Source organism: Rhodovulum sulfidophilum DSM 1374, from assembly GCF_001633165.1.
Taxonomy (GTDB): domain Bacteria; phylum Pseudomonadota; class Alphaproteobacteria; order Rhodobacterales; family Rhodobacteraceae; genus Rhodovulum; species Rhodovulum sulfidophilum.
The window spans coordinates 4,029,151-4,053,170 of record NZ_CP015418.1 but is presented as its reverse complement, the minus strand read 5'-3'; the positions used below and the strand labels follow the sequence as shown (position 1 = coordinate 4,053,170).

Annotated in this window: 26 protein-coding genes; 20 read left to right on the top strand and 6 right to left on the bottom strand. The window is 65.7% G+C overall.

Annotated elements, in window-relative coordinates; translation table 11 throughout:
* Positions 1–96 precede the first annotated feature (96 nt).
* Positions 97–1,059 carry a malate dehydrogenase gene (mdh, locus tag A6W98_RS18745; RefSeq protein ID WP_042464231.1) on the bottom strand — a complete coding sequence of 321 codons (963 nt, stop codon included), beginning with the start codon at positions 1,057–1,059 and terminating at the stop codon, positions 97–99.
* Positions 1,060–1,207: 148 nt separating this feature from the next.
* On the opposite strand from mdh, the gene A6W98_RS18740 reads away from it, so the two are divergent.
* Complete coding sequence (locus A6W98_RS18740; protein ID WP_042464229.1) at positions 1,208–1,963, top strand: sulfite exporter TauE/SafE family protein; 756 nt, start codon at positions 1,208–1,210, stop codon at positions 1,961–1,963.
* A gap of 5 nt (positions 1,964–1,968) precedes the next feature.
* Here the strand turns inward: A6W98_RS18740 and A6W98_RS22060 are convergent, their stop codons facing one another.
* Complete coding sequence (locus A6W98_RS22060) at positions 1,969–2,343, bottom strand: hypothetical protein (protein WP_231098311.1); 375 nt, start codon at positions 2,341–2,343, stop codon at positions 1,969–1,971.
* Positions 2,344–2,535: 192 nt separating this feature from the next.
* On the opposite strand from A6W98_RS22060, the gene A6W98_RS18730 reads away from it, so the two are divergent.
* From A6W98_RS18730 to A6W98_RS18670, 13 genes are all read left to right on the top strand, one after another.
* Positions 2,536–3,393 carry an HpcH/HpaI aldolase/citrate lyase family protein gene (locus A6W98_RS18730; protein ID WP_042464227.1) on the top strand — a complete coding sequence of 286 codons (858 nt, stop codon included), beginning with the start codon at positions 2,536–2,538 and terminating at the stop codon, positions 3,391–3,393.
* Entirely contained in the window at positions 3,393–3,959 is a 567-nt protein-coding gene (locus tag A6W98_RS18725) for an NnrU family protein (RefSeq protein WP_042464225.1), read from the top strand. Before A6W98_RS18730 ends, A6W98_RS18725 begins: the two co-directional genes overlap by 1 nt.
* On the top strand, positions 3,959–4,162 hold the full coding sequence (locus A6W98_RS18720) for a DUF1737 domain-containing protein (protein ID WP_042464223.1): 204 nt from the start codon (positions 3,959–3,961) through the stop codon (positions 4,160–4,162). The genes A6W98_RS18725 and A6W98_RS18720 overlap by 1 nt, the downstream gene beginning before the upstream one ends.
* 3 nt (positions 4,163–4,165) lie before the next feature.
* Entirely contained in the window at positions 4,166–5,200 is a 1,035-nt protein-coding gene (locus A6W98_RS18715; RefSeq protein WP_042464221.1) for a MaoC family dehydratase, read from the top strand.
* A 113-nt stretch (positions 5,201–5,313) separates the two neighbouring features.
* A complete protein-coding gene (locus A6W98_RS18710; protein WP_155734860.1) occupies positions 5,314–5,805 on the top strand; it encodes a hypothetical protein in 492 nt (163 codons plus the stop codon).
* Positions 5,806–5,961: 156 nt separating this feature from the next.
* On the top strand, positions 5,962–6,354 hold the full coding sequence (gene sdhC / locus A6W98_RS18705) for a succinate dehydrogenase, cytochrome b556 subunit (RefSeq protein ID WP_042464217.1): 393 nt from the start codon (positions 5,962–5,964) through the stop codon (positions 6,352–6,354).
* 14 nt (positions 6,355–6,368) lie between these two features.
* On the top strand, positions 6,369–6,740 hold the full coding sequence (gene sdhD, locus A6W98_RS18700; protein ID WP_042464216.1) for a succinate dehydrogenase, hydrophobic membrane anchor protein: 372 nt from the start codon (positions 6,369–6,371) through the stop codon (positions 6,738–6,740).
* A gap of 20 nt (positions 6,741–6,760) precedes the next feature.
* A complete protein-coding gene (gene sdhA / locus A6W98_RS18695) occupies positions 6,761–8,566 on the top strand; it encodes a succinate dehydrogenase flavoprotein subunit (RefSeq protein WP_042464214.1) in 1,806 nt (601 codons plus the stop codon).
* Between the two features lie 79 nt (positions 8,567–8,645).
* Complete coding sequence (locus tag A6W98_RS18690) at positions 8,646–10,067, top strand: class I SAM-dependent methyltransferase (RefSeq protein ID WP_042464212.1); 1,422 nt, start codon at positions 8,646–8,648, stop codon at positions 10,065–10,067.
* Positions 10,068–10,148: 81 nt separating this feature from the next.
* The gene (locus A6W98_RS18685; protein WP_155734859.1) at positions 10,149–10,913 is read left to right on the top strand and encodes a hypothetical protein; all 765 of its coding nucleotides are present in this window, start codon (positions 10,149–10,151) and stop codon (positions 10,911–10,913) included.
* 15 nt (positions 10,914–10,928) lie between these two features.
* Entirely contained in the window at positions 10,929–11,708 is a 780-nt protein-coding gene (locus A6W98_RS18680) for a succinate dehydrogenase iron-sulfur subunit (protein ID WP_042464208.1), read from the top strand.
* A 12-nt stretch (positions 11,709–11,720) separates the two neighbouring features.
* Positions 11,721–12,914 carry a hypothetical protein gene (locus A6W98_RS18675; protein ID WP_042464206.1) on the top strand — a complete coding sequence of 398 codons (1,194 nt, stop codon included), beginning with the start codon at positions 11,721–11,723 and terminating at the stop codon, positions 12,912–12,914.
* Positions 12,915–12,934: 20 nt separating this feature from the next.
* On the top strand, positions 12,935–13,789 hold the full coding sequence (locus A6W98_RS18670) for an urea carboxylase-associated family protein (protein ID WP_042464205.1): 855 nt from the start codon (positions 12,935–12,937) through the stop codon (positions 13,787–13,789).
* Between the two features lie 73 nt (positions 13,790–13,862).
* On the opposite strand, the gene deoD is transcribed toward A6W98_RS18670, so the two are convergent.
* Positions 13,863–14,567, bottom strand: a complete 705-nt coding sequence (deoD, locus tag A6W98_RS18665) for a purine-nucleoside phosphorylase (protein WP_042464203.1) — start codon at positions 14,565–14,567, stop codon at positions 13,863–13,865.
* A gap of 41 nt (positions 14,568–14,608) precedes the next feature.
* Positions 14,609–16,576 carry a protein meaA gene (locus A6W98_RS18660; protein WP_042464201.1) on the bottom strand — a complete coding sequence of 656 codons (1,968 nt, stop codon included), beginning with the start codon at positions 16,574–16,576 and terminating at the stop codon, positions 14,609–14,611.
* 231 nt (positions 16,577–16,807) lie between these two features.
* Here A6W98_RS18660 and ccrA point away from each other — a divergent pair, with 231 nt between their 5' ends.
* From ccrA to A6W98_RS18635, 6 genes are all read left to right on the top strand, one after another.
* A complete protein-coding gene (gene ccrA / locus A6W98_RS18655) occupies positions 16,808–18,100 on the top strand; it encodes a crotonyl-CoA carboxylase/reductase (protein ID WP_042465407.1) in 1,293 nt (430 codons plus the stop codon).
* Between the two features lie 225 nt (positions 18,101–18,325).
* Positions 18,326–18,586 (top strand): hypothetical protein, encoded by a 261-nt coding sequence (locus tag A6W98_RS21575; protein ID WP_162106056.1) that lies wholly within the window; start codon positions 18,326–18,328, stop codon positions 18,584–18,586.
* The gene (locus tag A6W98_RS18650) at positions 18,531–19,244 is read left to right on the top strand and encodes a helix-turn-helix transcriptional regulator (RefSeq protein WP_042465404.1); all 714 of its coding nucleotides are present in this window, start codon (positions 18,531–18,533) and stop codon (positions 19,242–19,244) included. Before A6W98_RS21575 ends, A6W98_RS18650 begins: the two co-directional genes overlap by 56 nt.
* 129 nt (positions 19,245–19,373) lie before the next feature.
* Complete coding sequence (locus A6W98_RS18645) at positions 19,374–20,015, top strand: acyl-homoserine-lactone synthase (RefSeq protein ID WP_042464199.1); 642 nt, start codon at positions 19,374–19,376, stop codon at positions 20,013–20,015.
* A 41-nt stretch (positions 20,016–20,056) separates the two neighbouring features.
* Positions 20,057–21,589 carry an ATP-dependent DNA helicase gene (locus A6W98_RS18640; protein WP_042464197.1) on the top strand — a complete coding sequence of 511 codons (1,533 nt, stop codon included), beginning with the start codon at positions 20,057–20,059 and terminating at the stop codon, positions 21,587–21,589.
* Positions 21,586–22,320 carry an SDR family oxidoreductase gene (locus tag A6W98_RS18635; RefSeq protein ID WP_042464195.1) on the top strand — a complete coding sequence of 245 codons (735 nt, stop codon included), beginning with the start codon at positions 21,586–21,588 and terminating at the stop codon, positions 22,318–22,320. The genes A6W98_RS18640 and A6W98_RS18635 overlap by 4 nt, the downstream gene beginning before the upstream one ends.
* Here the strand turns inward: A6W98_RS18635 and A6W98_RS18630 are convergent, their stop codons facing one another.
* Positions 22,321–23,088 (bottom strand): TIGR02186 family protein, encoded by a 768-nt coding sequence (locus tag A6W98_RS18630; RefSeq protein WP_042464194.1) that lies wholly within the window; start codon positions 23,086–23,088, stop codon positions 22,321–22,323. It lies immediately after the preceding gene.
* Complete coding sequence (locus tag A6W98_RS18625) at positions 23,088–23,999, bottom strand: sulfite exporter TauE/SafE family protein (RefSeq protein WP_042464192.1); 912 nt, start codon at positions 23,997–23,999, stop codon at positions 23,088–23,090. Before A6W98_RS18625 ends, A6W98_RS18630 begins: the two co-directional genes overlap by 1 nt.
* Between the last annotated feature and the right edge of the window lie 21 nt (positions 24,000–24,020).

Genomic DNA, 24,020 nt, shown 5'->3' with positions numbered 1-24,020 from the left:
GCCGCGGTGGCGTCGGGAATGGAGGCAATAAAAAAACCCGCGCCGCCCGGAGGGCGGCGCAGGCGGATGTCGTCGCGCCTTTCGGCGGCGGAGAAATCAGGCGAGGCTGTTGTCGATGGCCTTGCAGGCCTCGACCAGGCCGCGCACGGCGCCGACCGACTTGTCGAACATCTCCTGCTCGGGCTTGTCGAGCTTGATGTCGACCACGCGCTCGATGCCGCCGGCACCGATCACGGTCGGCACGCCCACGTAAAGGCCCTTGAGCCCGAGGGCGCCGTCCACCCAGGCCGCGCAGGGCAGCAGGCGTTTCTGGTCCTTCAGATAGGCCTCGGCCATCTCGATCGCCGAGGTGGCGGGCGCGTAGAAGGCCGAGCCGGTCTTCAGCAGGCCGACGATCTCGGCGCCGCCGTCACGGGTGCGCTGCACGATGGCGTCGAGCTTGTCCTGGGTGGTCCAGCCCATATGCACCAGATCGGGAAGCGGGATGCCGCCGACGGTCGAATAGCGGGTCAGCGGCACCATGGTGTCGCCATGGCCGCCCAGCACGAAGGCGGTCACGTCCTTCATCGAGACATTGAACTCGAGGCTCAGGAAGTGGCGGAAGCGCGCGCTGTCCAGCACGCCGGCCATGCCGACGACCTTCTCGGGCGGAAGGCCCGAATATTGCTGCAAGGCCCAGACCATCGCGTCGAGCGGGTTGGTGATGCAGATCACGAAGGCGTTCGGGGCATTGTCGCGGATGCCTTCGCCGACCGACTTCATGACCTTGAGGTTGATGCCCAGCAGGTCGTCGCGGCTCATGCCCGGCTTGCGCGGCACGCCGGCGGTCACGATGCAGACATCTGCGCCGGCGATGTCGGCATAGTCATTGGTGCCCTTCAGGCCCGCATCGAAGCCTTCGGAGGGACCGGATTCGGCGATGTCGAGCGCCTTGCCCTGAGGCACCCCATCGGCGATGTCGAAAAGAACGACGTCGCCCAGTTCCTTGATCGCGGCGAGATGGGCGAGCGTGCCGCCGATCTGCCCCGCGCCGATAAGAGCGATCTTGGGTCTGGCCATGTCTGATTGTTCCCCGGTTGGTTGGTTCCGGCGCGATGCGTAGTCCTTTGGCGCCTTCGGCGCAAGGCCGTGGGCCTGTTCGGGCGGTTCCTGAGGGCGCCCCGATCGGATAGACGGGGCCGGAGTTGCTTTATCCGGAGGCCCTGCCGTGATCGATTTCGGCCCGTTCTTCTTCGCCGTGGCGATCCCGGCGATCCTGTTCGCAGGTGTGTCCAAGGGCGGCTTCGGCGGCGGCGTGGCCTTTGCGGGCTCGGCGGTGATGGTGGTGATTCTGGGCCCGGCGGTGGCGCTGGGGGTGACGCTGCCGCTTCTGATGCTGATGGATGTGACCGCGCTCCGGCCCTATTGGCGGCGCTGGGACGGGGCATCGGCGCGGGTGCTGATCCTTGGCGCGGTGCCGGGCATCGCGCTGGCGGCGGCGGTGTTTCACCTGACCGATCCGGACGTGTTCCGGGTGCTGATCGGGTTGGTGGCGCTGGGCTTCGTCGGCTTCCAGCTTGCCGTGCGGCTGAGGCTGATCCCGGCGCGGCAGCGCCCCTTCGGTCGGCGCGCGGGCGCGATCTCGGGTGCTGTGGCCGGCTTCACCAGCTTCGTCAGCCATGCCGGAGGGCCGCCGGTCGCCGTCTACCTGCTGTCGCAGCGGCTGGACAAGACCAGCTTTCAGGCGACCACGGTGCTGGTCTTCTGGGCGATCAACCTGCTGAAATTCGGCCCCTATGCATTTCTCGGCATCTTCACCGCCGATACCTGGCTGGCGGTGCTGCTGCTGGCGCCGGTCGCGGTCCTTGGCGTCTGGCTGGGGGTGCGGGCGCACCGGCTGGTGCCGGAGCGCTGGTTCTTCGGCATCACCTATGCCGCGCTCGCGCTGACCGGGGCCAAGCTTCTGTGGGACGGGCTGAGTTGAGCCGGTCAGAGCGCCTGGCCCGGGGGCTCTGCGACCGGATTATAGGCTTCGCCGCTGGCGATGAGGCAGGTCAGGCCATTGGCGAAGGTGCCGGTCACGGTCCAGGTGCCGGTCCGGGTATTGGCGAAGATCTCGACCACGGCATTGTTCCCGGCCAGCCCCATCGCCTGGCGCGACTCGCCATAGCGGTTGCGAAGCTGGTCCAGAATGCCGTCGCGCGGGCCGCATTGGCGCCCGATCGCCTGGTTCTGGTTCTGCCCTTGGTTCTGCCGCTGATTCTGGCCCTGGTTCTGGGGCAGCGCCAGCTGCGGCAGCAGGATCATCAGGGCGGCAAGGACGGGCAGGATCGCGGGATGGCGGAAGGGGCGGGGGGCGCGCATGGCAGGCTCCTGTGGCGGCTCAATGGGGGAACGGGCAGACCCGAAGGCATGCGCTGCAGATTGCGTGAGCTTCGCAAAGGCGGGCCTAGCGGGGCGCGCGTTGCGGGTTCTGCGTCGTCGCGCAAAAGGGGTTGCGTATTCTGACCCTGCCGTGTTGGTTTCGCGCAACAAAATGACTCCGGAGGAGAATCAATGGACCCGCGTGCCCGCCCCTTCCGTTCGGTGCTGTACATTCCCGGTTCCAAGGACCGCGCGCTCGACAAGGCGCGGGGGCTGCCGGTCGATGCGATCATCTTCGATCTCGAGGATGCCGTCGCCGTCGAGGAAAAGCCCGCGGCCCGGACCCTTCTGGCCGAGACGCTGAAGGCGGGCGGTTATGGCGGCCGGTTCAGGATCGTGCGGGTGAACGGCTTCGACACGCCCTGGGGCCGGGACGATGTCGCGGCCATTGCCGGAGCGGGGGCCGATGCGGTGCTGCTGCCCAAGGTCGAGACCACGGCCCAGCTGGACGATCTGGCCGCCGCGATCCCGGATGTGCCGCTCTGGGCGATGATGGAGACGCCGAAGGGCATCCTGAACGCCGAGGCGCTGGCGGCGCATCCGCGGCTCGAGGGCTTCGTGATGGGCACCAACGATCTGGCCAAGGAGCTGGGCTGCCGGTTCCGGCCCGACCGGCTGGCCCTGACCGCGAGCCTGACCCATTGCCTGCTGGCCGCGCGGGCCCATGGCATCGTCGCGGTCGACGGGGTCTACAACGCCTTCAAGGACGAGGCCGGGCTGAAGGCCGAATGCGAGCAGGGCCGCGATCTGGGCTTTGACGGCAAGACCCTGATCCACCCGGCGCAGATCGCCATCGCCAATGCCGCCTTCGCCCCGACCGAGGCCGAGATCGACCTTGCCCGCCGCCAGATCGCCGCCTTCGAGGAGGCCGAGCGGGCGGGGCAGGGTGTCGCCGTGGTGGATGGCCGCATTGTCGAGAACCTGCATATCGTTACGGCGAGGGAGACGCTGGCCAAGGCGGCCGCGATTGCAGAACTGGAGGCGGTCTGATGTTTCTTCTTATCCTCGGCGTGGCTCTCTGGAGCTTCGCGCATCTGTTCAAGCGGCTGTTCCCGGGCATCCGTGCGATGCTGGACGACAGGCTGGGCATGGCGTCGAAGGCGCTGTTCGCGGTGCCGCTGGTGGTCTCGGTCGTGCTGATGGTGATCGGCTACAAGACCGCGGGGATGCCGTACCGCTTTGCCGGGCCGTCCTGGCTGGTCCATGTGAACAACACGCTGATGCTGGGCGCGGTAGCGCTGTTCGGCGTCGGCAGCTCGAAAAGCCATGCGCGGCAATGGTTTCGCCACCCGATGCTGTACGGCTTCATCACCTGGGCGGTGGCGCATCTGCTGGTGAACTGGGATCTCGCCTCGATCATCCTCTTCGGCGGGCTCGGGGCCTGGGCTGTGGCCGAGATCGTTCTGATCAACCGTTCCGAGAAGGGCGTCACCCGCTATACCGGCGGCACTCTGAAGGGCGATCTGCGGCTCGGGGGGATCGCCATCGCACTCTATGTCGGGATCATCCTCGTGCATTTCTGGGCCGGCGTTCCGCCGCTGCCGATGACGTCGTGATGCAGGCCTACCGGCTCCTGACCGGGGAAGACAGCGCCGCCTTCTGCCACAAGGTGACCGCGGCGCTGGCGCAGGGCTGGGCGCTTTACGGCGCGCCCGCCTATGCGCATGACCCGGCGAGCGGCAAGATGCGCTGCGCCCAGGCGGTGGTGAAGGATGTCGAGGGCGATTACACGCCCGATTTGAAACTGGGAGAGCTCTGAGCCATGGCCAAGACCAATCCGGGTCGTTTCTTCGAGGATTACGCGGTGGGGCAGGTGATCCCGCATGCTGTGCCGCGGACCCTGTCGGGGGGCGAGCGCGCGCTTTATCACGCGCTGTATCCGGCGCGGCACGCGCTTTATTCCTCGGATGCCTTCGCGGCGGCCTGCGGTCTGGGCGCGGCCCCGCTCGACGATCTGATCGCCTTCCACACGGTCTTCGGCAAGACCGTGCCCGACATCTCGCTGAATGCGGTTGCCAATCTCGGTTATGCCGAAGGGCGCTGGCATCGGCCGGTCCGGCCGGGCGACACGCTGCGGTCGGCATCCGAGGTGATCGGGCTCAAGCAGAACTCGAACGGCAAATCGGGCGTGGTCTGGGTCCGGACCCGGGGGCTCGATCAGCGGGGCGAACTGGTGCTCGACTATGTGCGCTGGGTGATGGTGCGCAAGCGCGACCTCGAGGCTCCCGCGCCCGAAACCGTGGTGCCCCGGCTTGCCGGGGTCGTGGCGGCAGGCGATCTGGTGCTGCCCGAGGGGCTCGATTTCACCGGCTACGATTTCACCCTGGCGGGCGAGCCGCACCGGATGGCCGATTACGAGATCGGCGAGGTGATCGACCATGTCGACGGCGTGACCGTCGAGGAGGCCGAGCACATGCAGGCCACCCGGCTCTGGCAGAACACCGCCAAGGTGCATTTCGACGCCACCTTCCGCGAAGACGGTCGACGGCTGATCTATGGCGGCCATGTCATCAGCCTGGCGCGCGCGCTGTCCTTCAACGGGCTGGCCAATGCGCAGATGATCGTCGGGCTGAATGGCGGGGCCCATGCCAATCCGTGCTTCGCGGGCGATACCGTCCGCGCCTGGTCCGAGGTGCTGGACAAGGCCGAGACCTCGGCCCCGGGCGTCGGTGCGATCCGGCTGCGGCTGGTGGCGGTCAAGGCGGGCGGCGTTCCCGGAGAGCTTCGCGGCGCGGATGGCAAGTACCGGCCCGAGGTTCTGCTGGACCTCGATTACTGGGCGTTGATGCCGGTCTAGGGAAGACGGCCGGTTCGTGCTAGGCTGCGAGGGTCTTCGGATCCTCGTTTTGCTTTGCGCGAATGTTGAACAGGCTTGCTTCGATCGGAACCTTTGTCGGCGGCGCCGCGACCATGGGCCTGGCGCTTCTGGGCTTTTACGCCTTCCTGCACGACCCGATGCCCCGGACCGCGGAAGAGGCCGTGGCCCAACTGACCCGGATCGCCGATGGCATGGGCCGGATCGTGGGCGACAGGACCGACACGGCAACCCGCGCGGCCATCGTCAGCGAGGCGGCGCGGGTGGCGGCCGAAGCGGCGCGGCCTCTCGACGATGCGACCGCCGTCATCGCCCATGTTTCCTTCGGCGTCTTCGATCTGCCTGTTCTCGAGACCTGGGAGGTCGAGGCCAGCGACGGCCGCGTCATCCCGCTGACGGTTCTGCGCGGAGGCTCTGGCCATGCCTATCTGGCCTTCGACGGAAAGGATTACCGCCTGGGGGTCGGCAAGTTCCTCAGCTATGAAAGCGGCGCCGATCTCTGCCGGCTGCTGCTGGTGAGGAAGGTCGATGGTGGTGTCTACCGGTTGCGATGGCGCTGCATCCCGGATCACAGGGATCAGCTCTGAAACTGTGATCACGACAAAGCGAGGCGTGATCACAAAAACCTTTTTTTCGCAGTTGCGGCGGAAAAAACAGGATCAATTTGGCGTTCACAGCGTGACTCCGCCCCAAAATCCGGTATCACAGCCCCGACAGCACACCCCCAGCACGAGAGGGACCCCATGGCTGACATCGAACGGGGAAACCGCCCGCTTTCCCCACACCTGCAGATCTATCGCCCGCAGCTCACCTCGGTGACGTCCATTCTGACCCGCGTGACAGGCAATGCGCTGATCCTCGGCGCGGTGCTGATCGTCTGGTGGCTGCTGGCCGCCGGGGCCGGACCCGAGGCCTTTGCCCGCGCCGACTGGGTGCTGACCTCCTGGTTCGGCAATCTGGTGATGTTCGGCTCGCTCTGGGCGCTCTGGTATCACACGCTGGCGGGCATCCGTCACATCATCTGGGACAATGGCTACGGGCTCGAGCTCGAGACCGCCGAGAAACTCGGCTGGATCTGCGTGATCGGCTCGGCGGTGCTGAGCGTCCTGACCGTCCTGATCCTCTGGATCTTCTGAGGGAGGCCCGCATCATGCGCTATCTCACCGACCGCAAGCGCGCCGAGGGGCTCGGCGCCGCCAAGGCAGGCACGCACCACCACTGGTCCATGAATGTCAGCGGCGTCGGGCTGACGCTCTTGGTGCCGTTTTTCGTGTTCTTCATCGGCACGTCGCTCGGCGCCTCGCATGACGAGGTGATCGCCACCTTCTCGCGGCCGTTCCCGGCGGTGGTGGCGCTCTTGACCATTGCGGCCGGCATGCTGCATTTCCGCCGCGGCGCGCAGATGCTGATCGAGGATTACTGTGACGGCATGACCCGCAAGGCGCTGCTGTGGGGGGCAACCTGCCTGAGCTATGCGGTGATGGCGGCGGGCATGTACGCGGTCGTGCGGATCGCGATCTGAGACAACGGAGAGCAGGACACATGGCCGCTTACGAATACGAGACGCATGAATATGACGTGGTTGTCGTGGGGGCCGGCGGGGCCGGTCTGCGCGCCACGCTGGGCATGGCCGAACAGGGCCTGCGCACCGCCTGCGTGACCAAGGTCTTCCCGACCCGGTCGCATACGGTGGCCGCCCAGGGCGGCATCGCCGCGAGCCTCGGCAACATGGGCCCCGACCACTGGCAATGGCACATGTACGACACCGTGAAGGGGTCGGACTGGCTGGGCGATACCGATGCGATGGAATACCTCGCGCGCGAGGCCCCGAAGGCGGTCTACGAGCTGGAACATTACGGCGTGCCCTTCTCGCGCACCGAAGCCGGGCGGATCTACCAGCGCCCGTTCGGCGGCCATACCACCGAATTCGGCGAAGGCCCGCCGGTGCAGCGGACCTGTGCCGCCGCCGACCGGACCGGCCACGCCATCCTGCACACGCTTTACGGCCAGAGCCTCAAGCAGAAGGCCGAGTTCTTCATCGAATACTTCGCCATCGACCTGCTGATGTCCGAGGACGGGCAGTGCCAGGGCGTGCTGGCCTGGAAGCTCGATGACGGCACGATGCATGTCTTCTCGGCCAAGATGGTGGTGCTGGCGACCGGCGGCTATGGCCGGGCCTTCTTCAGCGCGACCTCGGCCCATACCTGCACCGGCGATGGCGGCGGCATGATCGCGCGGGCCGGGCTGCCGCTGCAGGACATGGAGTTCGTGCAGTTCCACCCGACCGGCATCTACGGCGCGGGCTGCCTGATCACCGAGGGCGCGCGCGGCGAGGGCGGGTATCTGACCAACTCGGAAGGCGAGCGGTTCATGGAACGCTACGCGCCGACCTACAAGGATCTGGCCTCGCGCGATGTCGTCTCGCGCTGCATGACCATCGAGATCCGCGAAGGTCGTGGCGTCGGGCCGAACAAGGACCACATCCACCTCAACCTCAGCCACCTGCCGCCCGAGACCCTGGCCGAGCGCCTTCCCGGCATCTCGGAATCGGCGCGGATCTTCGCGGGCGTCGATGTCACCAAGGAGCCGATCCCGGTGCTGCCGACGGTCCATTACAACATGGGCGGCATCCCGACCAACTACTGGGGCGAGGTGCTGAACCCGGTCGAGGGCGATTTCGACCGCGTGGCACCGGGGCTGATGGCCGTGGGCGAGGCGGGCTGCGCCTCGGTCCATGGCGCGAACCGGCTGGGCTCGAACTCGCTGATCGACCTTGTCGTCTTCGGCCGCGCGGCCGCCATCCGCGCGGGCCAGATCGTCGATCCCGAAACCGCCGTGCCGGTGCCGCCCAAGGCCTCGATCGACCAGGCGCTGGAACGGTTCGACGGGCTGCGCCATGCCACGGGCTCGGTCGCGACGGCCGAGTTGCGGCTCGAGATGCAGAAGACGATGCAGGCCGACGCCGCCGTCTTCCGTACCGACAAGTCGCTGGCCGACGGGGTCGCCAAGATGACCGCCGTCGCGGGCAAGCTTGGCGACATCAAGGTCACCGACCGGTCGCTGATCTGGAACTCGGACCTGATGGAAACGCTCGAACTGGCCAACCTGATGCCGAACGCGCTGGCCACGGTGGTCGCGGCCGAGGCCCGCAAGGAAAGCCGCGGGGCGCATGCCCATGAGGACTATCCCGACCGCGACGATGCGAACTGGCGCAAGCACTCGCTGGCCAAGGTCGAGGGGGCCGGGGTCGAGCTGGCCTACCGGCCGGTCCATCTCGACCCGCTGAGCACGACCGACGAGGGCGGCATCGACATGAAGAAGATCGCGCCCAAGGCGCGGGTGTATTGATTGCGGCGGACCGCGTGGCCCCGGGGCTTTCCTGCCTCCGGCCCTGCGGTCTTGCCCGTCTACCCGAAAGGACGCCCCGATGGGCAAGCCGTCGCAGAAGCTGGACATCGAACGCGCCGACCTCCCGCACATGCTTGGTGAGCAGGGTGGCCTGCGCGGGATCGAGCTTGGCGTGGCCAGTGGCGATTTCTCGGCGCGCCTCTGGCAGAGCGGCTGCTTCCGGGAATTGTGGGGGGTCGATGCCTATGCCGATCGCCACGATACCGGCGAATACATCGCGGCGGTGAAGGCGATCGGCCTCGATGCCAACTACCGCCTGATCAGAAGTTTTTTCTCCGAGGCGCTGGACCTGTTCCCGGACGGCTATTTCGATTTTATATATGTTGATGGCTACGCCCATACCGGCGAAGAGGCCGGGCGCACGCTCTATGACTGGTACGCCAAGCTGCGCGTGGGCGGCATGATCGCGGGCAACGACTATCATGAGGAATGGCCGCTGGTGGTGGAGAATGTCGATCGCTTCGCCGCCGATGCAGGACTGGATCTGATGGTGACGCGGCTGACCAAGAATCCCGGTCCGCAGGGCCTTCACCCTTCTTGGGCGGCCTTCCGCAGATCCGGAACGATCGTGGAGTATCCCCCGGAACTCAATTTGCTTTTCAAGCGGCAAAAGCGGCGGGAAAGATTACGTGCTTGGCGACGTCGATGGCGGCAGACGGCGAAGCCTGTCGAGCCAAACCATGCCATCCGTTCTGTGGGCTCGCCCAAATGGGTGTTGAAAGGACTTCGCAGAAAGCTGCGACGCCGCTTGTATCAGGTCGATCACGCTCATCTCGGCGGAATGAACAACTCTAGGAAGGGGGAACGCTGCCTCATTCTCGGTAGTGCTCCGTCGATTTCGAAGCTTGACCTTTCTCAAATAAGACGCTGCGATATTTTTGCCCTCAATAAGGCTTCTATTGCTTGCGACAATATAGAGGCGAGCAAGAAATACTTGATCGTGGCAGATCCGAAAGCCGCGCAGGAGGCAGACCTCCGGCAAAGGTTTTCTTCTTTTGATGCGGTTTTCTTGTCTTCCGATGCAGTTGTAGATGATCCGGAAAATTGTATTAGGTTCGATCTTTATGGCAAGCCGAAGATAGATGATGGCTTTGCGCAGGATGACCTGACCAGACCCCTTTTTGACACTCACACGGTGGCCGGGGTTGCGGTGCAGGTGGCCGTTGCGATGGGGTATAAACGGATATATCTCGCTGGAATAGATCTGACATTCGACTCTGGAGAACCCTATTTTTATCGTGAATCTGCCAGTGAAGCTTACAGGCTGAAGTTCATTTCAGATGTACGGGTATCAAAGATGCGGGCTGCGCTGGCCTTTTTGGCGAAGTGGGCGAGTGAAAAGGACGTTAAGGTTGTGAACCTGTCGCCCATGAAAAGCCTTCCGCTGCTGGAGACTGCTGAGTTTGCCGATATATTCGGGGAGAGTAAGCGTGCCGAGTGACCGCCAGGAATGGCGCCGGGACGGCGGACAGCGGCACTCGGGATCCGCGGTGCAAGGCCCGCATTCCGGAGGGAGTATCTGATGAGTATTGTGGCAAATATGGCAACCTATCCGCCGCGCCGCGCGGGGCTTGCCAAGGCCGTTGCCCAGTTGGCGCCGCAGGTGGATCGGCTCAATCTGGTCCTGAACCAGTATGAGGCGCCTCTGGATGAGTTCGCGGCGTTCCCGAATGTTCACCAGATCATTCCCGATACCGACACCAAGGATACCGGAAAGTTCTACCCGGATGTGTCCGGCGCAGACTATGTGCTGATGGTCGATGACGATATCGACTATCCCCCGGAATTCGTGGAACGGACCCTGGAGCTGTTTGCGCCCTTCGGTCGCGGTCACCTGGCCGGATATCACGGGTCGCTCTATCTCAGCCGCTGGGATCTCATTCGGCGGGGCAAGCTTGTCCGCGCGCTTTCCTATGATCGGAGCCGCATCGCCGATTTCCGGCAGGGGTTCCGGTTCCATTCGAAGCTGCAGAACGCCATTGTCGTCGACCAGATCGCGACCTGTGCGGCCATCATGCACGCCGAGGATTTCCCGTCCTTCGAGTTCATGCGCGACAGCCAGAAATTCGTCGACGTGCGTCTGGCGCGCTGGTGCTTCGAGCGCTCGATCATGCCGATCGCCTTGCCCAAGACCGCGAAATGGCTGGGCAAGGTCGATTACGAGGAAACGATTTTCCACGGGTTCACCCAAACGAACCCGCCGGATGTCACCGAGGAAATCCTGTCCTATGCGTTCAAGGTCAAGGGACGCGGACTGCCTCCGAAACCTTGCGCTTCGCAAACCTGACTGGAAGGTGAAACGATGGTCCAACTCACGCTGCCCAAGAACTCGACTGTCCGCAAGGGCAAGACCTGGCCGAAGCCCGAGGGGGCCAAGAACCTGCGGACCTTCCGGATCTATCGCTGGGACCCGGATACCGGCGAGAACCCGCGCGTCGATACCTATTTCGTTGATCTCGACAGCTGCGGGCCGATGATTCTCGACGCGCTGATCAAGATCAAGAACGAGATCGATCCGACGCTGACCTTCCGCCGCTCCTGCCGCGAGGGGATCTGCGGCTCCTGCGCGATGAATATCGACGGGGTCAACACGCTGGCCTGTACCCGCGGCATGGACGAGATCAAGGGCGACGTGAAGATCTACCCGCTGCCGCATATGCCGGTGGTCAAGGATCTGGTGCCCGACCTCACCCATTTCTACGCCCAGCATGCCAGCGTCATGCCCTGGCTGGAAACGCAATCGAACACGCCCGCCAAGGAATGGCGCCAGTCGATCGAGGACCGCAAGAAGCTCGACGGGCTTTACGAATGCATCATGTGCGCCAGCTGCTCGACGGCCTGTCCGTCCTACTGGTGGAACGGCGACAAGTATCTCGGCCCGGCCGCGCTCCTGCATTCCTACCGCTGGATCATCGACTCGCGCGACGAGGCCACGGGCGAGCGGCTCGATGCGCTGGAAGACCCGTTCAAGCTCTATCGCTGCCACACCATCATGAACTGCACCAAGACCTGCCCCAAGGGGCTGAACCCGGCCAAGGCCATCGCCTCGATCAAGAAGATGATGGTCGAGCGCTCGGTCTGACGCGCGCGCCCGGTGCTGCGCGACATCCTGATCCTCGCCACGGCGGCGGCTGGACTTGTCCTGATCCTGTCGCCGCCGATGCGGCGCTGGCGGTTCTGGCAGGCGATGGTGACGCCGCTTGCCTCGATCATCGGCTCGGGTTTTCTGGTGCTGGGGCCGATCCTGAACCAGAGCCTCGGGGTCTGGTCCCCCGCTGCCATGGCGCTGCTGGCGCTGATCGCCTTCGGCTTCGGCGGCGCGATCCGCTACAGCATTGCCGCAGGCGCCCATGGCTCCCCGCCCGGGCGTCTCGGTGCTCTCGCCGAAACGGCGGCGGGCTGGATGCTGGCCTTTTCCTATGTCATTTCGGTCGCCTATTACCTGAACCTTCTGGGCGCCTTCGCGGTGCGCCTGACCCCTTTCGACACGCCGCTTGCGGCGCGGGTAGTGACCACGGCGGTCTTCCTGCTGATCCTTGCCACCGGCCTCACCAGGGGGTTCAAGGCGCTCGAGGGGCTTGAGAAATACGCGGTGAGCCTCAATCTCGCGGCGATCTGCGGGCTTCTGGTCGGGCTTGGGCTCTTCTTCGGCGACACGGCCACGACCACCGGCCCGGTGCTGACGCCCGCCAGCGTCGAGCCCTGGGCCGCGCTGACGCTGTTCTTCGGGCTGATCGTGACGGTGCAGGGCTTCGAGACCTCGCGCTATCTCGGCGCCGAATATGATGCAGATCTCAGGATCCGCTCGATGCGGGCCGCGCAATATGTCTCGACCGTGATCTATCTCGTCTATGTCACGCTCCTGGTGCTGTGCTTTGCGCCGGGCAAGGGCGCGCTTGACGATACCGCCATCATCGGCATGACGGCGGCGGTTTCGCCGCTGCTGCCTCTGGTGCTGACGGTGGCGGCGCTGGCCGCGCAGTTCAGCGCCTCTGTCGCCGATACCACCGGCGCGGGCGGGCTTGTCGCGGAACGCTCGAAGGGCCTCATCGGCAACCGCGCGGCCTATGCGGTGCTGGTTACGGCGGGGATCGCGCTGACCTGGACGGCGGATATCTTCGCGATCATCGCCTATGCCTCGCGGGCCTTCGCGCTTTACTATGCACTGGAAGCGGGGATCGCGGCGCTGGCCGCGCGCAGGGCAGGGCAGGGCGGCCGCGCCGCGGGCTTTGCGGGCCTTGCCGTGCTGGGCCTTGCCATCGCGCTTCTCGGTCGCCCGGTCGAATGACGCAGCCCAGGGAGTTCCCGATGCCGACAGAGCCCCGTCCCGAACCCGCCGATGCCGCCGAGCGCCGGGCCGCGCCCCCGGTCGTCTGCTACCCGCCCGAATGCCTGCCTGCACCGCCGATGGCGCTTTATGACGGGCTCCGCGCCGGCATGACCCGGGTCGCTCAACTCGAGATCCCCGCCCGCGACGCCCGCGCCTTCCGCGTTCCGGCGGGCCATGTACTGCGGATCTCCTGCATCGAGGGACCGCAGGTCGGCGATCTGAACCTCTGGAACGCCCATGACCTGTCCGAGCGGTTCTATTCCGGCAAGACCCGGGCCCTGCACGGCACCCATGTCACCACCGGCGACCGGCTCTGGTCGGGCTTTCCGCATCTGCGCCCGATGGCCACCGTGATCGCCGACAGCCTCGGCTGGTACGGCTTCGATGCCGACGGCGCGGGCGTCCATGACGTGATCGGCACCCGCTGCGATCCCTATACCAATGCCCGGCTCGGCGGCGCGCCCTTCCATCGCTGCTGCCATTCGAACCTGATCCGGGCGCTCGTCGCCGAAACCGGCCTTGCCCCCGACGCGGCCGAGCCCCTTGTCCATGACGTGCTGAACGTCTTCATGTGCACGGGCTTCACCCGCGACAGCCACCGCTATTTCACCAAGGCAAGCCCGGTCCGTCCGGGCGATCATCTCGATCTCTTTGCCGAGATCGACCTGCTTTGCGCGCTCAGCGCCTGCCCTTGGGGCGATTGCAGCGGCAATTCGACGGACCATGCGCGCTGCCATCCGCTGGGCGTCGAGATCTTCGCTCCGACCCCGGGCGCGCTCGGCGGCTGGACGCCGCCCGAGCCGGCGCCCTACGACCGCTCGCACGGGCTCTGATCTTCTTCTTGGCGCAAATACCCAAGCCGCAACGCCTGCCCCGGCGCGCTGCATCCGATTCAGGACAACGCGCTCAGGAAAACGCCGCCTCCAGCGCGATCTCGACCATCTCGCCGAATCCGCTCTGCCGGTCCTCGCTCGAAAGCGCCGCCCCGGTCAGCAGATGGTCCGAGACCGTCAGCACCGCCAGCGCCCGCGCCCCGTGCCGCGAGGCCAGGATGTAAAGCTCGGCCGCTTCCATCTCGACCGCCAGAACGCCATGCCGGGTCAGCTCGGCATTGAGATCGGGGCGCTCGTCATAGAAGGCATCGGCCGAATAGATGCCGCCGACATGGGGGCTGGCGCCTTTAGCGGCCGCGGCCCGATGCGCCGCCGCCAGAAGCCCGAAATCGGCGCAAGGGGCGAAATTCAGCTCGCGGAAGGTGCCGCGTGAGGGCGTCGAAAGCGTCGAACTGGTCATCGCCAGCACGATGTCGCGCAGCGCGACATGCGCCTGCATCGCGCCGGCCGATCCGATCCGGATCAGCGTCTTCGCGCCATGCTCGCGGATCAGCTCGTTGGCATAGATCGACAGCGAGGGCATCCCCATGCCGCTGCCGTGGATCGTGACCCGGTGGCCGCGCCAGAACCCGGTAAAGCCCAGCATGCCGCGCACCCGGTTGATGCAGACCGGATCGTCCAGAAAGGTCTCGGCCGCCCATTCCGCCCGAAGCGGGTCGCCGGGCAGAAGCACGGTCTCGGCGATCTCGCCGGGTTGCGCGCCGATGTGAAGGCTCATGGGGGCTCCTCCTTCGATGAGACCCCCGTTATAGCCGCTGGCTATTCCGCCGCCACCTGTTCGGGCGAGATCAGCGCGACCACGTCGAACATGATCCGGTTCAGCTCGAAATCCTTCGGCGTATAGACCTTGGCCACCCCCATCGCGCGCAGTCGCCTGGCGTCTTCCTCGGGGATGATGCCGCCCACCACCACCGGAATATGGGTCAGGTCTTCTTCCTTCATCAGCCGCATCAGGCTTTCCATCAGCGGGATATGGCTGCCCGACAGGATCGACAGCCCGACGATGTCGACGCCTTCGGCCCTGGCGGCCGCCACGATTTCCGAGGGCGTGAGCCGGATACCCTCATAGGAGATGTCCATGCCGCAATCGCGGGCGCGGGCCGCGATCTGCTCGGCGCCGTTCGAATGACCGTCGAGCCCGGGCTTGCCGACCAGGAACTTCGGCCGCCGTCCGAGCCGCGCGGCCAGCGCATCGACCTCGGCGCGGATCTCGTCCAGCCCCTCGGTCCGGTTCGAGGGGTTTTTCGAGACTCCGGTGGGGCCGCGATACTGGCCGAAGACCGCGCGCATCACGTCGCCCCATTCGCCGGTCGTGGCCCCGGCCCTGGCTGCTTCGATCGAGGGCGGCATGATGTTCCGGCCCGTTGCCGCCGCCTCGCGGAGCGCGGCCAGAGCGGCCTCGACCGCCGCGCCGTCACGGGTCTCGCGCCAGGCAGCCAGCCGGGCAATCTGGTCGGCCTCGACGCTTGCATCGACCACCATGATCGCGTCCTCGCCCGAGGTCAGCGGCGAGGGCTCGCCCTCGGTCCAGGCGTTCACGCCCACCACCACGGTGGCGCCGGTCTCGACCCCGCCGATACGGTCGGAGTTGCTTTCGACGAGCCGCGATTTCATGTGCTCGATCGCGGCGACCGCACCGCCCATCGCGTCGATCTGCGCCAGTTCGGCCCGGGCATCATGCTTGAGCTTCTCGACCCTGGCGGCGACGGCCGGATTGCCCTCGAACAGGTCCTCGTATTCCAGGAGGTCGGTCTCGTAGGCCAGGATCTGCTGCATCCGGATCGACCATTGCTGGTCGAAGGGCCGTGGCAGCCCCAGCGCCTCGTTCCAGGCCGGAAGCTGCACCGCGCGGGCGCGGGCGCTTTTCGACAGCGTCACCGCCAGCATCTCGATCAGGATCCGGTAGACGTTGTTTTCCGGCTGCTGCTCGGTCAGGCCGAGGCTGTTGACCTGCACCCCGTAACGGAAGCGCCGATATTTGGGGTCCTCGACGCCGTAGCGTTCCTGGCAGATCTCGTCCCAGAGCTCGACGAAGGCGCGCATCTTGCACATCTCGGTGACGAAGCGGATGCCGGCATTCACGAAGAACGAGATCCGTCCGACCATGCCGGGGAAGTCCTCGGGCGCCACCTTCCCGCGCAGATCGTCCAGCACCGCGGTCGCGGTCGCCAGCGCATAGGACAGCTCCTGTTCCGGCGTCGCCCCCGCTTCCTGCAGGTGGTAGGAACAGACGTTCATCGGGTTCCATTTCGGCAGATGCTCGCGGGTATAGGCCGCGACATCGGTGATCATCCGGAGGCTGGGCTTGGGCGGGCAGATATAGGTGCCGCGGCTCAGATATTCCTTGATCAGGTCGTTCTGCACCGTGCCCTGCAGCTTCGAGACATCGGCGCCCTGTTCCTCGGCCACGGCGATATACAGGGCCAGCAGCCAGGGGGCGGGCGCGTTGATGGTCATCGAGGTGTTCATCTGTTCCAGCGGGATCCGGTCGAACAGCGTCCGCATGTCGCCCAGGTGGTCGATCGGCACGCCGACCTTGCCGACCTCGCCGCGCGCCAGCTCGTGATCGCTGTCATAGCCGGTCTGGGTCGGCAGGTCGAAGGCCACCGAAAGCCCGGTCTGCCCCTTGGCGAGGTTGGCGCGGTAAAGCGCGTTCGAGGCCTCGGCGGTGGAATGGCCGGCATAGGTACGGAACAGCCAGGGGCGGTCTTTGGTCGTCTCGGTCATGGCACGGCTCGCGGATCGTGGTGCAATAATATTTCGATATATAGCAGATAAAGGAAAGAATATGGCTATGTCAATTCGCTGCGTCGCGGCATCATGGTGGCGACTGAGACATAAAGTTGCCGAAAATGTGGTGATTTACGTTGAAAAATTGCGCGGCCAGATCTATCTCACCGGGAAGAGCCACGCGATTCTGCGATGCGGCGAAGACCAAGGACCGACATGGAGGCCCCCATGGCACTCGATACCAACCCATCGATCGCGCCCTATGAGGCGCCCGAGAAAGAGCTTTACGAGATCGGCGAGATGCCGCCCCTGGGATATGTTCCGTCGAAGATGTACGCTTGGGCGATCCGGCGCGAGCGCCATGGCGAGCCCGACAAGTCCTTCCAGGCCGAGGTGGTCGAGACGCCCGCCATCGACAGCCACGAGGTGCTGGTCCTGGTGATGGCCGCGGGCGTGAATTATAATGGCATCTGGGCCGGGCTTGGCATTCCCGTCTCTCCCTTCGACGGTCATGGCGCGCCCTACCACATCGCGGGCTCCGATGCCGCGGGCATCGTCTGGGCCGTCGGATCGGCGGTGAAGAACTGGAAGGTGGGCGACGAGGTCGTGATCCACTGCAACCAGGACGATGGCGACGACGAGGAATGCAATGGCGGCGATCCGATGTTCTCGCCCAGCCAGCGGATCTGGGGCTACGAGACCCCCGACGGGTCTTTCGCGCAGTTCACCCGCGTCCAGGCCCAGCAGCTTCTGCCGCGGCCCCGGCATCTGACCTGGGAGGAATCGGCCTGTTACACGCTGACGCTGGCCACCGCCTATCGGATGCTGTTCGGCCACCACCCGCATGAGCTGAAGCCCGGCCAGAACGTGCTGGTCTGGGGCGCCTCGGGCGGGCTCGGATCCTTCGCGATCCAGCTGATCAACACCGCGGGGGCGAACGCCATCGGCGTGATCTCGGACGAGAGCAAGCGCGACTTCGTCATGGATCTGGGCGCCAAGGGGGTCATCAACCGCAAGGACTTCAACTGCTGGGGCCAGCTGCCCAAGGTCAACACGCCGGAATACAAGGCCTGGTTCGGCGAGGTCCGCAAGTTCGGCAAGGCGATCTGGGAGACGACCGGCAAGGGCGTGAATGTCGACATGGTGTTCGAGCATCCCGGCGAGGCGACCTTCCCGGTCTCGACCTTCGTGGTCAAGCGCGGCGGCATGGTGGTGATCTGTGCCGGCACCAGCGGCTTCAACCTGACCATGGATGCGCGTTATGTCTGGATGCACCAGAAGCGCATCCAGGGCAGCCATTTCGCCCATCTCAAGCAGGCCGCGGCGGCGAACCGGCTGATGTGCCAGCGTCGGCTCGATCCCTGCATGTCCGAGGTCTTTCCCTGGGCCGAGATCCCGCAGGCGCATCTGAAGATGCTGCGCAACGAGCACAAGCCCGGCAACATGGCGGTTCTGGTGCAGGCGCCGCGGACCGGCCTGCGGACTTTCGCCGATGTGCTGGAGGCCGGACCCTCGGCTTGATTTCACCCTTTGGTTGTGTTTGATTCCATAGAGCATGCATTGCGTGCTTTATGGACGACTCGCCTTCTGTCACGCGAATCGCTCTGCCGTTTCCCGGAAAACAATAGCTTGGCTTTGCGATCCCTCCCCATTTCCGGGGAGGGTGAATCCGCGAATTTCGCGGTTTTATCTCCCATGCTAGACTTATTTTAACGTTTCATTAACCACTGGGAATGGACAACGACCATGAAGCACGAATGGCTGATCGACATTCTTGGCGACCTCAAGAACTATGCGAGAAAGAACGGACTGACAGAACTGTCCGAGGAGCTTCTCACCTGCCAGGCTCTGGCCGCAGTCGAGATTTCCTCCCTCGAGGCCGGTCGTGCGCGAGGTGCGGTCGGGGAAAGAGCGTCGTCGATGACGGCGTGGGGCGATGCAGATTCATGTGATGCAAGGCGGCTTAGAATTGTTCCTGGACCGTTTGCAACGGGCAACGACGCTTGAGGACCTTTATTGTGTCACCGAAGATCTGCGCGACCGCTATGGCGTGTTGCATATCGTCTATCACTGGGTGAACAGCGTCGGCGAACGCTATGGCGCGGGCACCTACTCGACCGAATGGGTCGACCGCTATCTCGAATGCGATTACCTGATGATCGACCCGGTGATCTTCGGCTGTTACAGCCGGTTTCACCCGGTCGACTGGAAAGAGCTGGACTGGTCCTCGAAACAGGCCCGGGTGTTCCTGCGTGACGCCATGTCCTACGGGCTCGGCAATCAGGGCGTCTCGATTCCGCTGCACGGACCAAAGGGCCAGTTCGCTTTGTTCACCGTCAATGACAGCTGTTCGGACGCGGCCTGGGAGATGTTCAAGCAGATCAATCTGCGCGACCTGATCCTGATCGCGCATGATTTCAACAAGAAGGCGCTGGAATTCGAGCAATGGTCCGATCCGGCGCCGCGCGCCGCGCTTTCGCCGCGTGAACTCAGTGCGATGACGCTTCTGGCCAAGGGCATGAGCCGGGCGCAGGCCGCGCAGGAGCTTTCGATCTCCGAACACACGCTGCGGGTCTATGTCGAAACCGCGCGGCACAAGCTCGGTGCGCTCAACACCACCCATGCGGTGGCCCGCGCCCTGAGCACCGGCCTGATCGTGGTCTGATGTTTAACCTGTTGTTAAGGCGGAAAATTCTCCAGAAAATATGAGGTGGGCGTTCCTCTGCTTAGCGCGTTGGTAACCGAACGCTCCTTAGCCTGACCGTATCAAGTGATCGGCAGAGGGCTCCCAATCATGCTGCGTTACATCTACGGCGTCGACCTTCACAAGTTTCCGCTTCTGCGCGACACCATGTTCCGGGACCGGGCGCGCCAGTTCCACGACCGGCTCGGCTGGGCGGTGACTGTCAATGACAGGGGCGAGGAGCGCGACCAGTATGATGGGCTCAACCCGCTTTACGTCATCTGGGAACAGGCGAATGGCCGGCACGGGGGCTCGATGCGGTTTCTGCCGACCACCGGGCGGACGATGGTCAACGAACATTTCCTTCATGTCACCGGCGGCGTCCGCATCGAAAGCCCGCTGATCTGGGAATGCACCCGGTTCTGTCTGGCGCCCGATGCCGGACGCGAGGTCACGGCCGGGCTGGTCCTGGGGGCGGGCGAGGTGATGGCCCAGTTCGCGGTCGAGCATTTCGTCGCCGTCTTCGATCTGCGGCTGGCGCGGATCTATCGCGTGATGGGGGTCGAACCCGACGTGATCGGTGCCGCTGGCAACGGCCGCAACTGGATCGGGCTCGGCCTGTGGGAGATGCAGGAGGAGGCCTGGCCACGCACCCTGGCCCGGCTCGGCATCGGGCGCGAGACCTCGCTTGGCTGGTTCCGGGCCTCGTTCTCGGCGCCGACGGCCGCCCCGCGCGAGCTTGCCGTGGCCTGATCGCGCTGGCACCTGCCGGGCGCGGCCTGTAGGCTGCGCCCATGACCTTGCCCGAGCTGCGCTTTTCCGACGATCAGGCCGAAGCCCACGACCGCGTGACAGAATTGCTGCGCGGTTTCGGCGTCGATCTGGATGAGGGGTCCCACTCGGCCCGTACCGAAGGCAAGACCGGCGTGCTGGCCATCACCGGCAAGGCCGGGTCGGGCAAGACGCTGCTCCTGGCCGAACTGGTGCGCGCCGCGGTCGAGGCGGGTGTCGAGGTCGTGTCGGGCGATTACGAGAGCAAGCGCCGCAAGGAACGCCGGACGCTGGCGGTGCTGGCGCCGACCAACAAGGCGGCAAGCGTGCTGCGCCAGCGCGGCGTGCCCGCGACCACGATCCACCGCATCATCTACACGCCGGTCTACGACCCCGAATACGAGAAGATCGCCGAATGGCTGACCGGCGAGTGCGACCGTCCCGAGATCGAGGGGCTGACCGAGGCCGCGCTCGACCGGGCGCAGGCCTTCTATGCCTCGGTTGCCTCGGTCCCCGGGGCGCTGGCCGCGGCCGGGCTCAAGGGCAGCGATTTCATCAAGGGCTGGAAGCGGCGCGAAGACCCGCTCGATATCGGTTTCGTCGACGAGGCCTCGATGCTGGACGAACGCCAGTTCGACGATCTGCGCGAGCTTTTTCCCGCGCTGGTCGTGTTCGGCGATCCGGCCCAGCTGGCGCCGGTCAACCAGTCGGGCCAGATGGTGTTCGACCGGCTGGCCGGGCCGCAGACGATGGAACTGCACCGCATCCACCGTCAGGAGACCGACAACCCGATCCTCGATCTGGCCCATGCCCTGGCCGATCCGGAGGTCGATTTCGAGCGCTTCGAGCGGATGGTCGAGGAGGCCGCCGCCCGCGACACCCGCGTCGAGCTTGCCCCCCGGGTCGATTCCGACCTGATGGCGCGTTCGCCGGTGCTGGTCTGGCGCAATGCGACGCGGATCCGGCTGATCCATGCCTTCCGCCATGCCCATGGCGCGCCTGCCGATGCGCTGCTGCCGGGCGAGCCGCTGATCTGCGACGGGATCGAGCTGCCGCTCAAGCACCGCAAGAAGCGGATCGATCTCGAGGCGCGCGGGCTGATCAAGGGCGCACAGGTGATCTATGTGGGCCCGGGCCGCAAGCCCGGCTTTTCGATCATGCATGTGATCGGTGCCGAGGATCCGCGGCTGTCGGTGGCTTCGATCGTCAAGATCGAGATGCCCGAGGAGGAAGAGCCCTTCATCCCCTATGCCGCCACCATGGGCGCGGCCTTCCTGCACGGGGCGGCGGTGACGATCCACAAGGCGCAGGGCTCGCAATGGCCCGCGGTGCAGGTCTTCGCCCCCGATCTTTACGCGGCCTCGCGGGCGGGGCGGGTCGAGGCGGGCCAGCCGCTCTGGAAGCGGTTGGCCTATGTCGCGATCACCCGCGCCGAGGAGCGGCTGCTTTGGGTCACGCGCTACCGGCTGGCGCGTCCGGCCGGGGCGCTGAGTGCCGATGACCTGACCGCCGCGCCCGCGCCTCTGACCCTGACCGCCGAGGAGGCGCGCCCATGACCGGCAGGACGATCCTCATCACCGGGGCCAGCAGCGGCATCGGCCGCGCCACGGCAGAGCTGTTTCTGGACCATGGCTGGCGGGTCGGGCTGCTGGCGCGCCGGGCCGATCTGCTGGACGAGATCGCGGCGGGGCGCGAGGCCGCGCTGGCGCTGCCTGCCGACGTGACCGATGCGGCGGCGGTCGAGGCCGCTTTCGACACCTTCATGGGATGGGCCGGGCGGCTTGACGTGCTGTTCAACAATGCCGGCACCTTCGGCCCGTCGGGTCCCATAGACGAGATCGACCCGGCCGACTGGGCGCAGGTGCTGGGGGTCAATGTCGGCGGCATGTTCCTTGCCGCCCGCGCGGCCTTCGCGCGGATGCGGGGGCAGGACCCGCAGGGCGGGCGGATCGTCAATAACGGCTCGCTCTCGGCCCATGTCCCGCGCGAGGGCTCGGTCTGCTATACCACGACCAAACATGCGGTGACCGGGCTGACCAAGACGCTCAGCCTCGACGGGCGGCCTTTCGGCATTGCCTGCGGCCAGATCGATATCGGCAATGCCCGCACCGCGCTGGTCGAGGATCTGACCGAGCGGGCGCGGGTCGGGGGGCGACCGGTGCAGCCCACCATGGATGTCGTCCATGCCGCGCGCTCGGTCCTGCACATGGCCGAGTTGCCGCCCGAGGCCAATGTGCAGTTCATGACGGTGATGGCGACGACGATGCCCTATATCGGGCGCGGCTGATCAGCTTTTCATGATCCTGAAGGCGGCCGAGGCGCCCCAGCCCGCGGCGATGGCGATGGCGAGCGACAGGATCGCATAGGCCAGCGGATGTTCATGGGCCAGCAGATAGGTCCAGCGTTCCAGCCCGACCTTGTGCACGCCGATCGTGGTCTCGTAGGCATCGACCACCTCACCGCCCCGGGTCAGGAAGATCCGCGTCGCATATTCGCCCTCCGTCAGGTTCGAGGGCAGCGCGATCGAGGTTCGGAAAAGGGTCTGTTCGTCCAGTTCGACGGCGCCGGGCAGTTCCTGGTAAAGTCCTGTCTCGGACCGGATCCGGATGAGCGCGTCGATGAAGCTCTGGGCCTCGGGGGTTTCCTGGGTGACGCCCACCGCCCGGATCGCGCGCGGGATCGATACCTGGTGGCGCAGATCCTCGGTCTGCGACAGAGCGCGTTCCAGCGGGCCGGTGGCGGCCACGGCATAGAAGCTGGGCGCCGCCGAGATCCGGACCGACTCGGTATTGATCCAGATCCCGCCCCGACGGTCCTTCTTGCGCACGGTCGCGGGCGTCGAGGGGCCGGCGACGGTCACCACCACCTCGAGAGGCGGCGCCTCGGGGGCAGGGGCGTCGCGCTTGACCGCGCCGAAGATCAGGATTTCGGAGCCCGCGAAATTGGTGGTGATCGAGACCCGGGTCTGGCTGAGGCCCGCGACCACGCTTTCGGCCCGGGCGGGCAGGGCGGCCAGCAGCAGAAGCGGCAGCAGAAGGGCGAGCCGGCGCGCCATCAGCGCACCCGGTCCGCGATGGAGTAAAGCTCGGCGGGCTCGATCAGCAGGTCGAGCGCCAGCTTGGCGCAGACCGCCAGCACCAGCGCCGCCAGCAGGATGCGAAGCTGTTCGGCCTTCATCTTCAGCCCGATGCCGGTGCCGATCTGGGCGCCGACGACGCCCCCGATCAGCAGCAGCAGCGCAAGCCCCAGATCGACGGTATGGTTGGTGGTGGCGTGCAGGATGGTGGTGAAGCCGCTGACGAAGATGATCTGGAACAGCGAGGTGCCGATCACCACCTTGGTCGGCATGCCCAGGAGGTAGATCATCGCGGGCACCATGATGAAGCCGCCGCCGACCCCCATGATCGCCGACAGCACGCCGACGAAGGCGCCGACGATGAGCGGCGGGATCGCCGAGAGATACAGCCCCGAGGTGCGGAACTTCATCTTGAAGGGCAGGGCGGCGAACCAGGTCCGCTGCTTGCGTTTGCGCACGACGCCCTTGCGGGTGCGGTTGAGCGCGGCGAGGCTCTCGACGAACATGAGCGCGCCGATGATGCCCAGAAAGACCACGTAGCAAAGCTTGACCAGCAGATCGACCTGGCCGATGCCGCGCATCAGGTTGAAGATCCAGACCCCCAGCAGCGCGCCCGCCATGCCGCCTGCCAGCAGCACCGAGCCCATGCGCAGATCGACCGTCTTGCGTCGGAAATGCGCCAGCACGCCCGAGATCGACGAGGCGACGATCTGGGCGGCCTGGGTCGCGACGGCGACGGCCGGCGGGATGCCGATGAAGAACAGCAGGGGCGTCAGCAGGAAGCCTCCGCCCACGCCGAACATGCCCGACAGGATGCCGACCAGCCCGCCAAGCCCAAGCAGCAGGAAGGCGTTCACGGAAACTTCGGCGATGGGTAGGTAGATCTGCATGACCGGTCCCTAAAGCGCCTC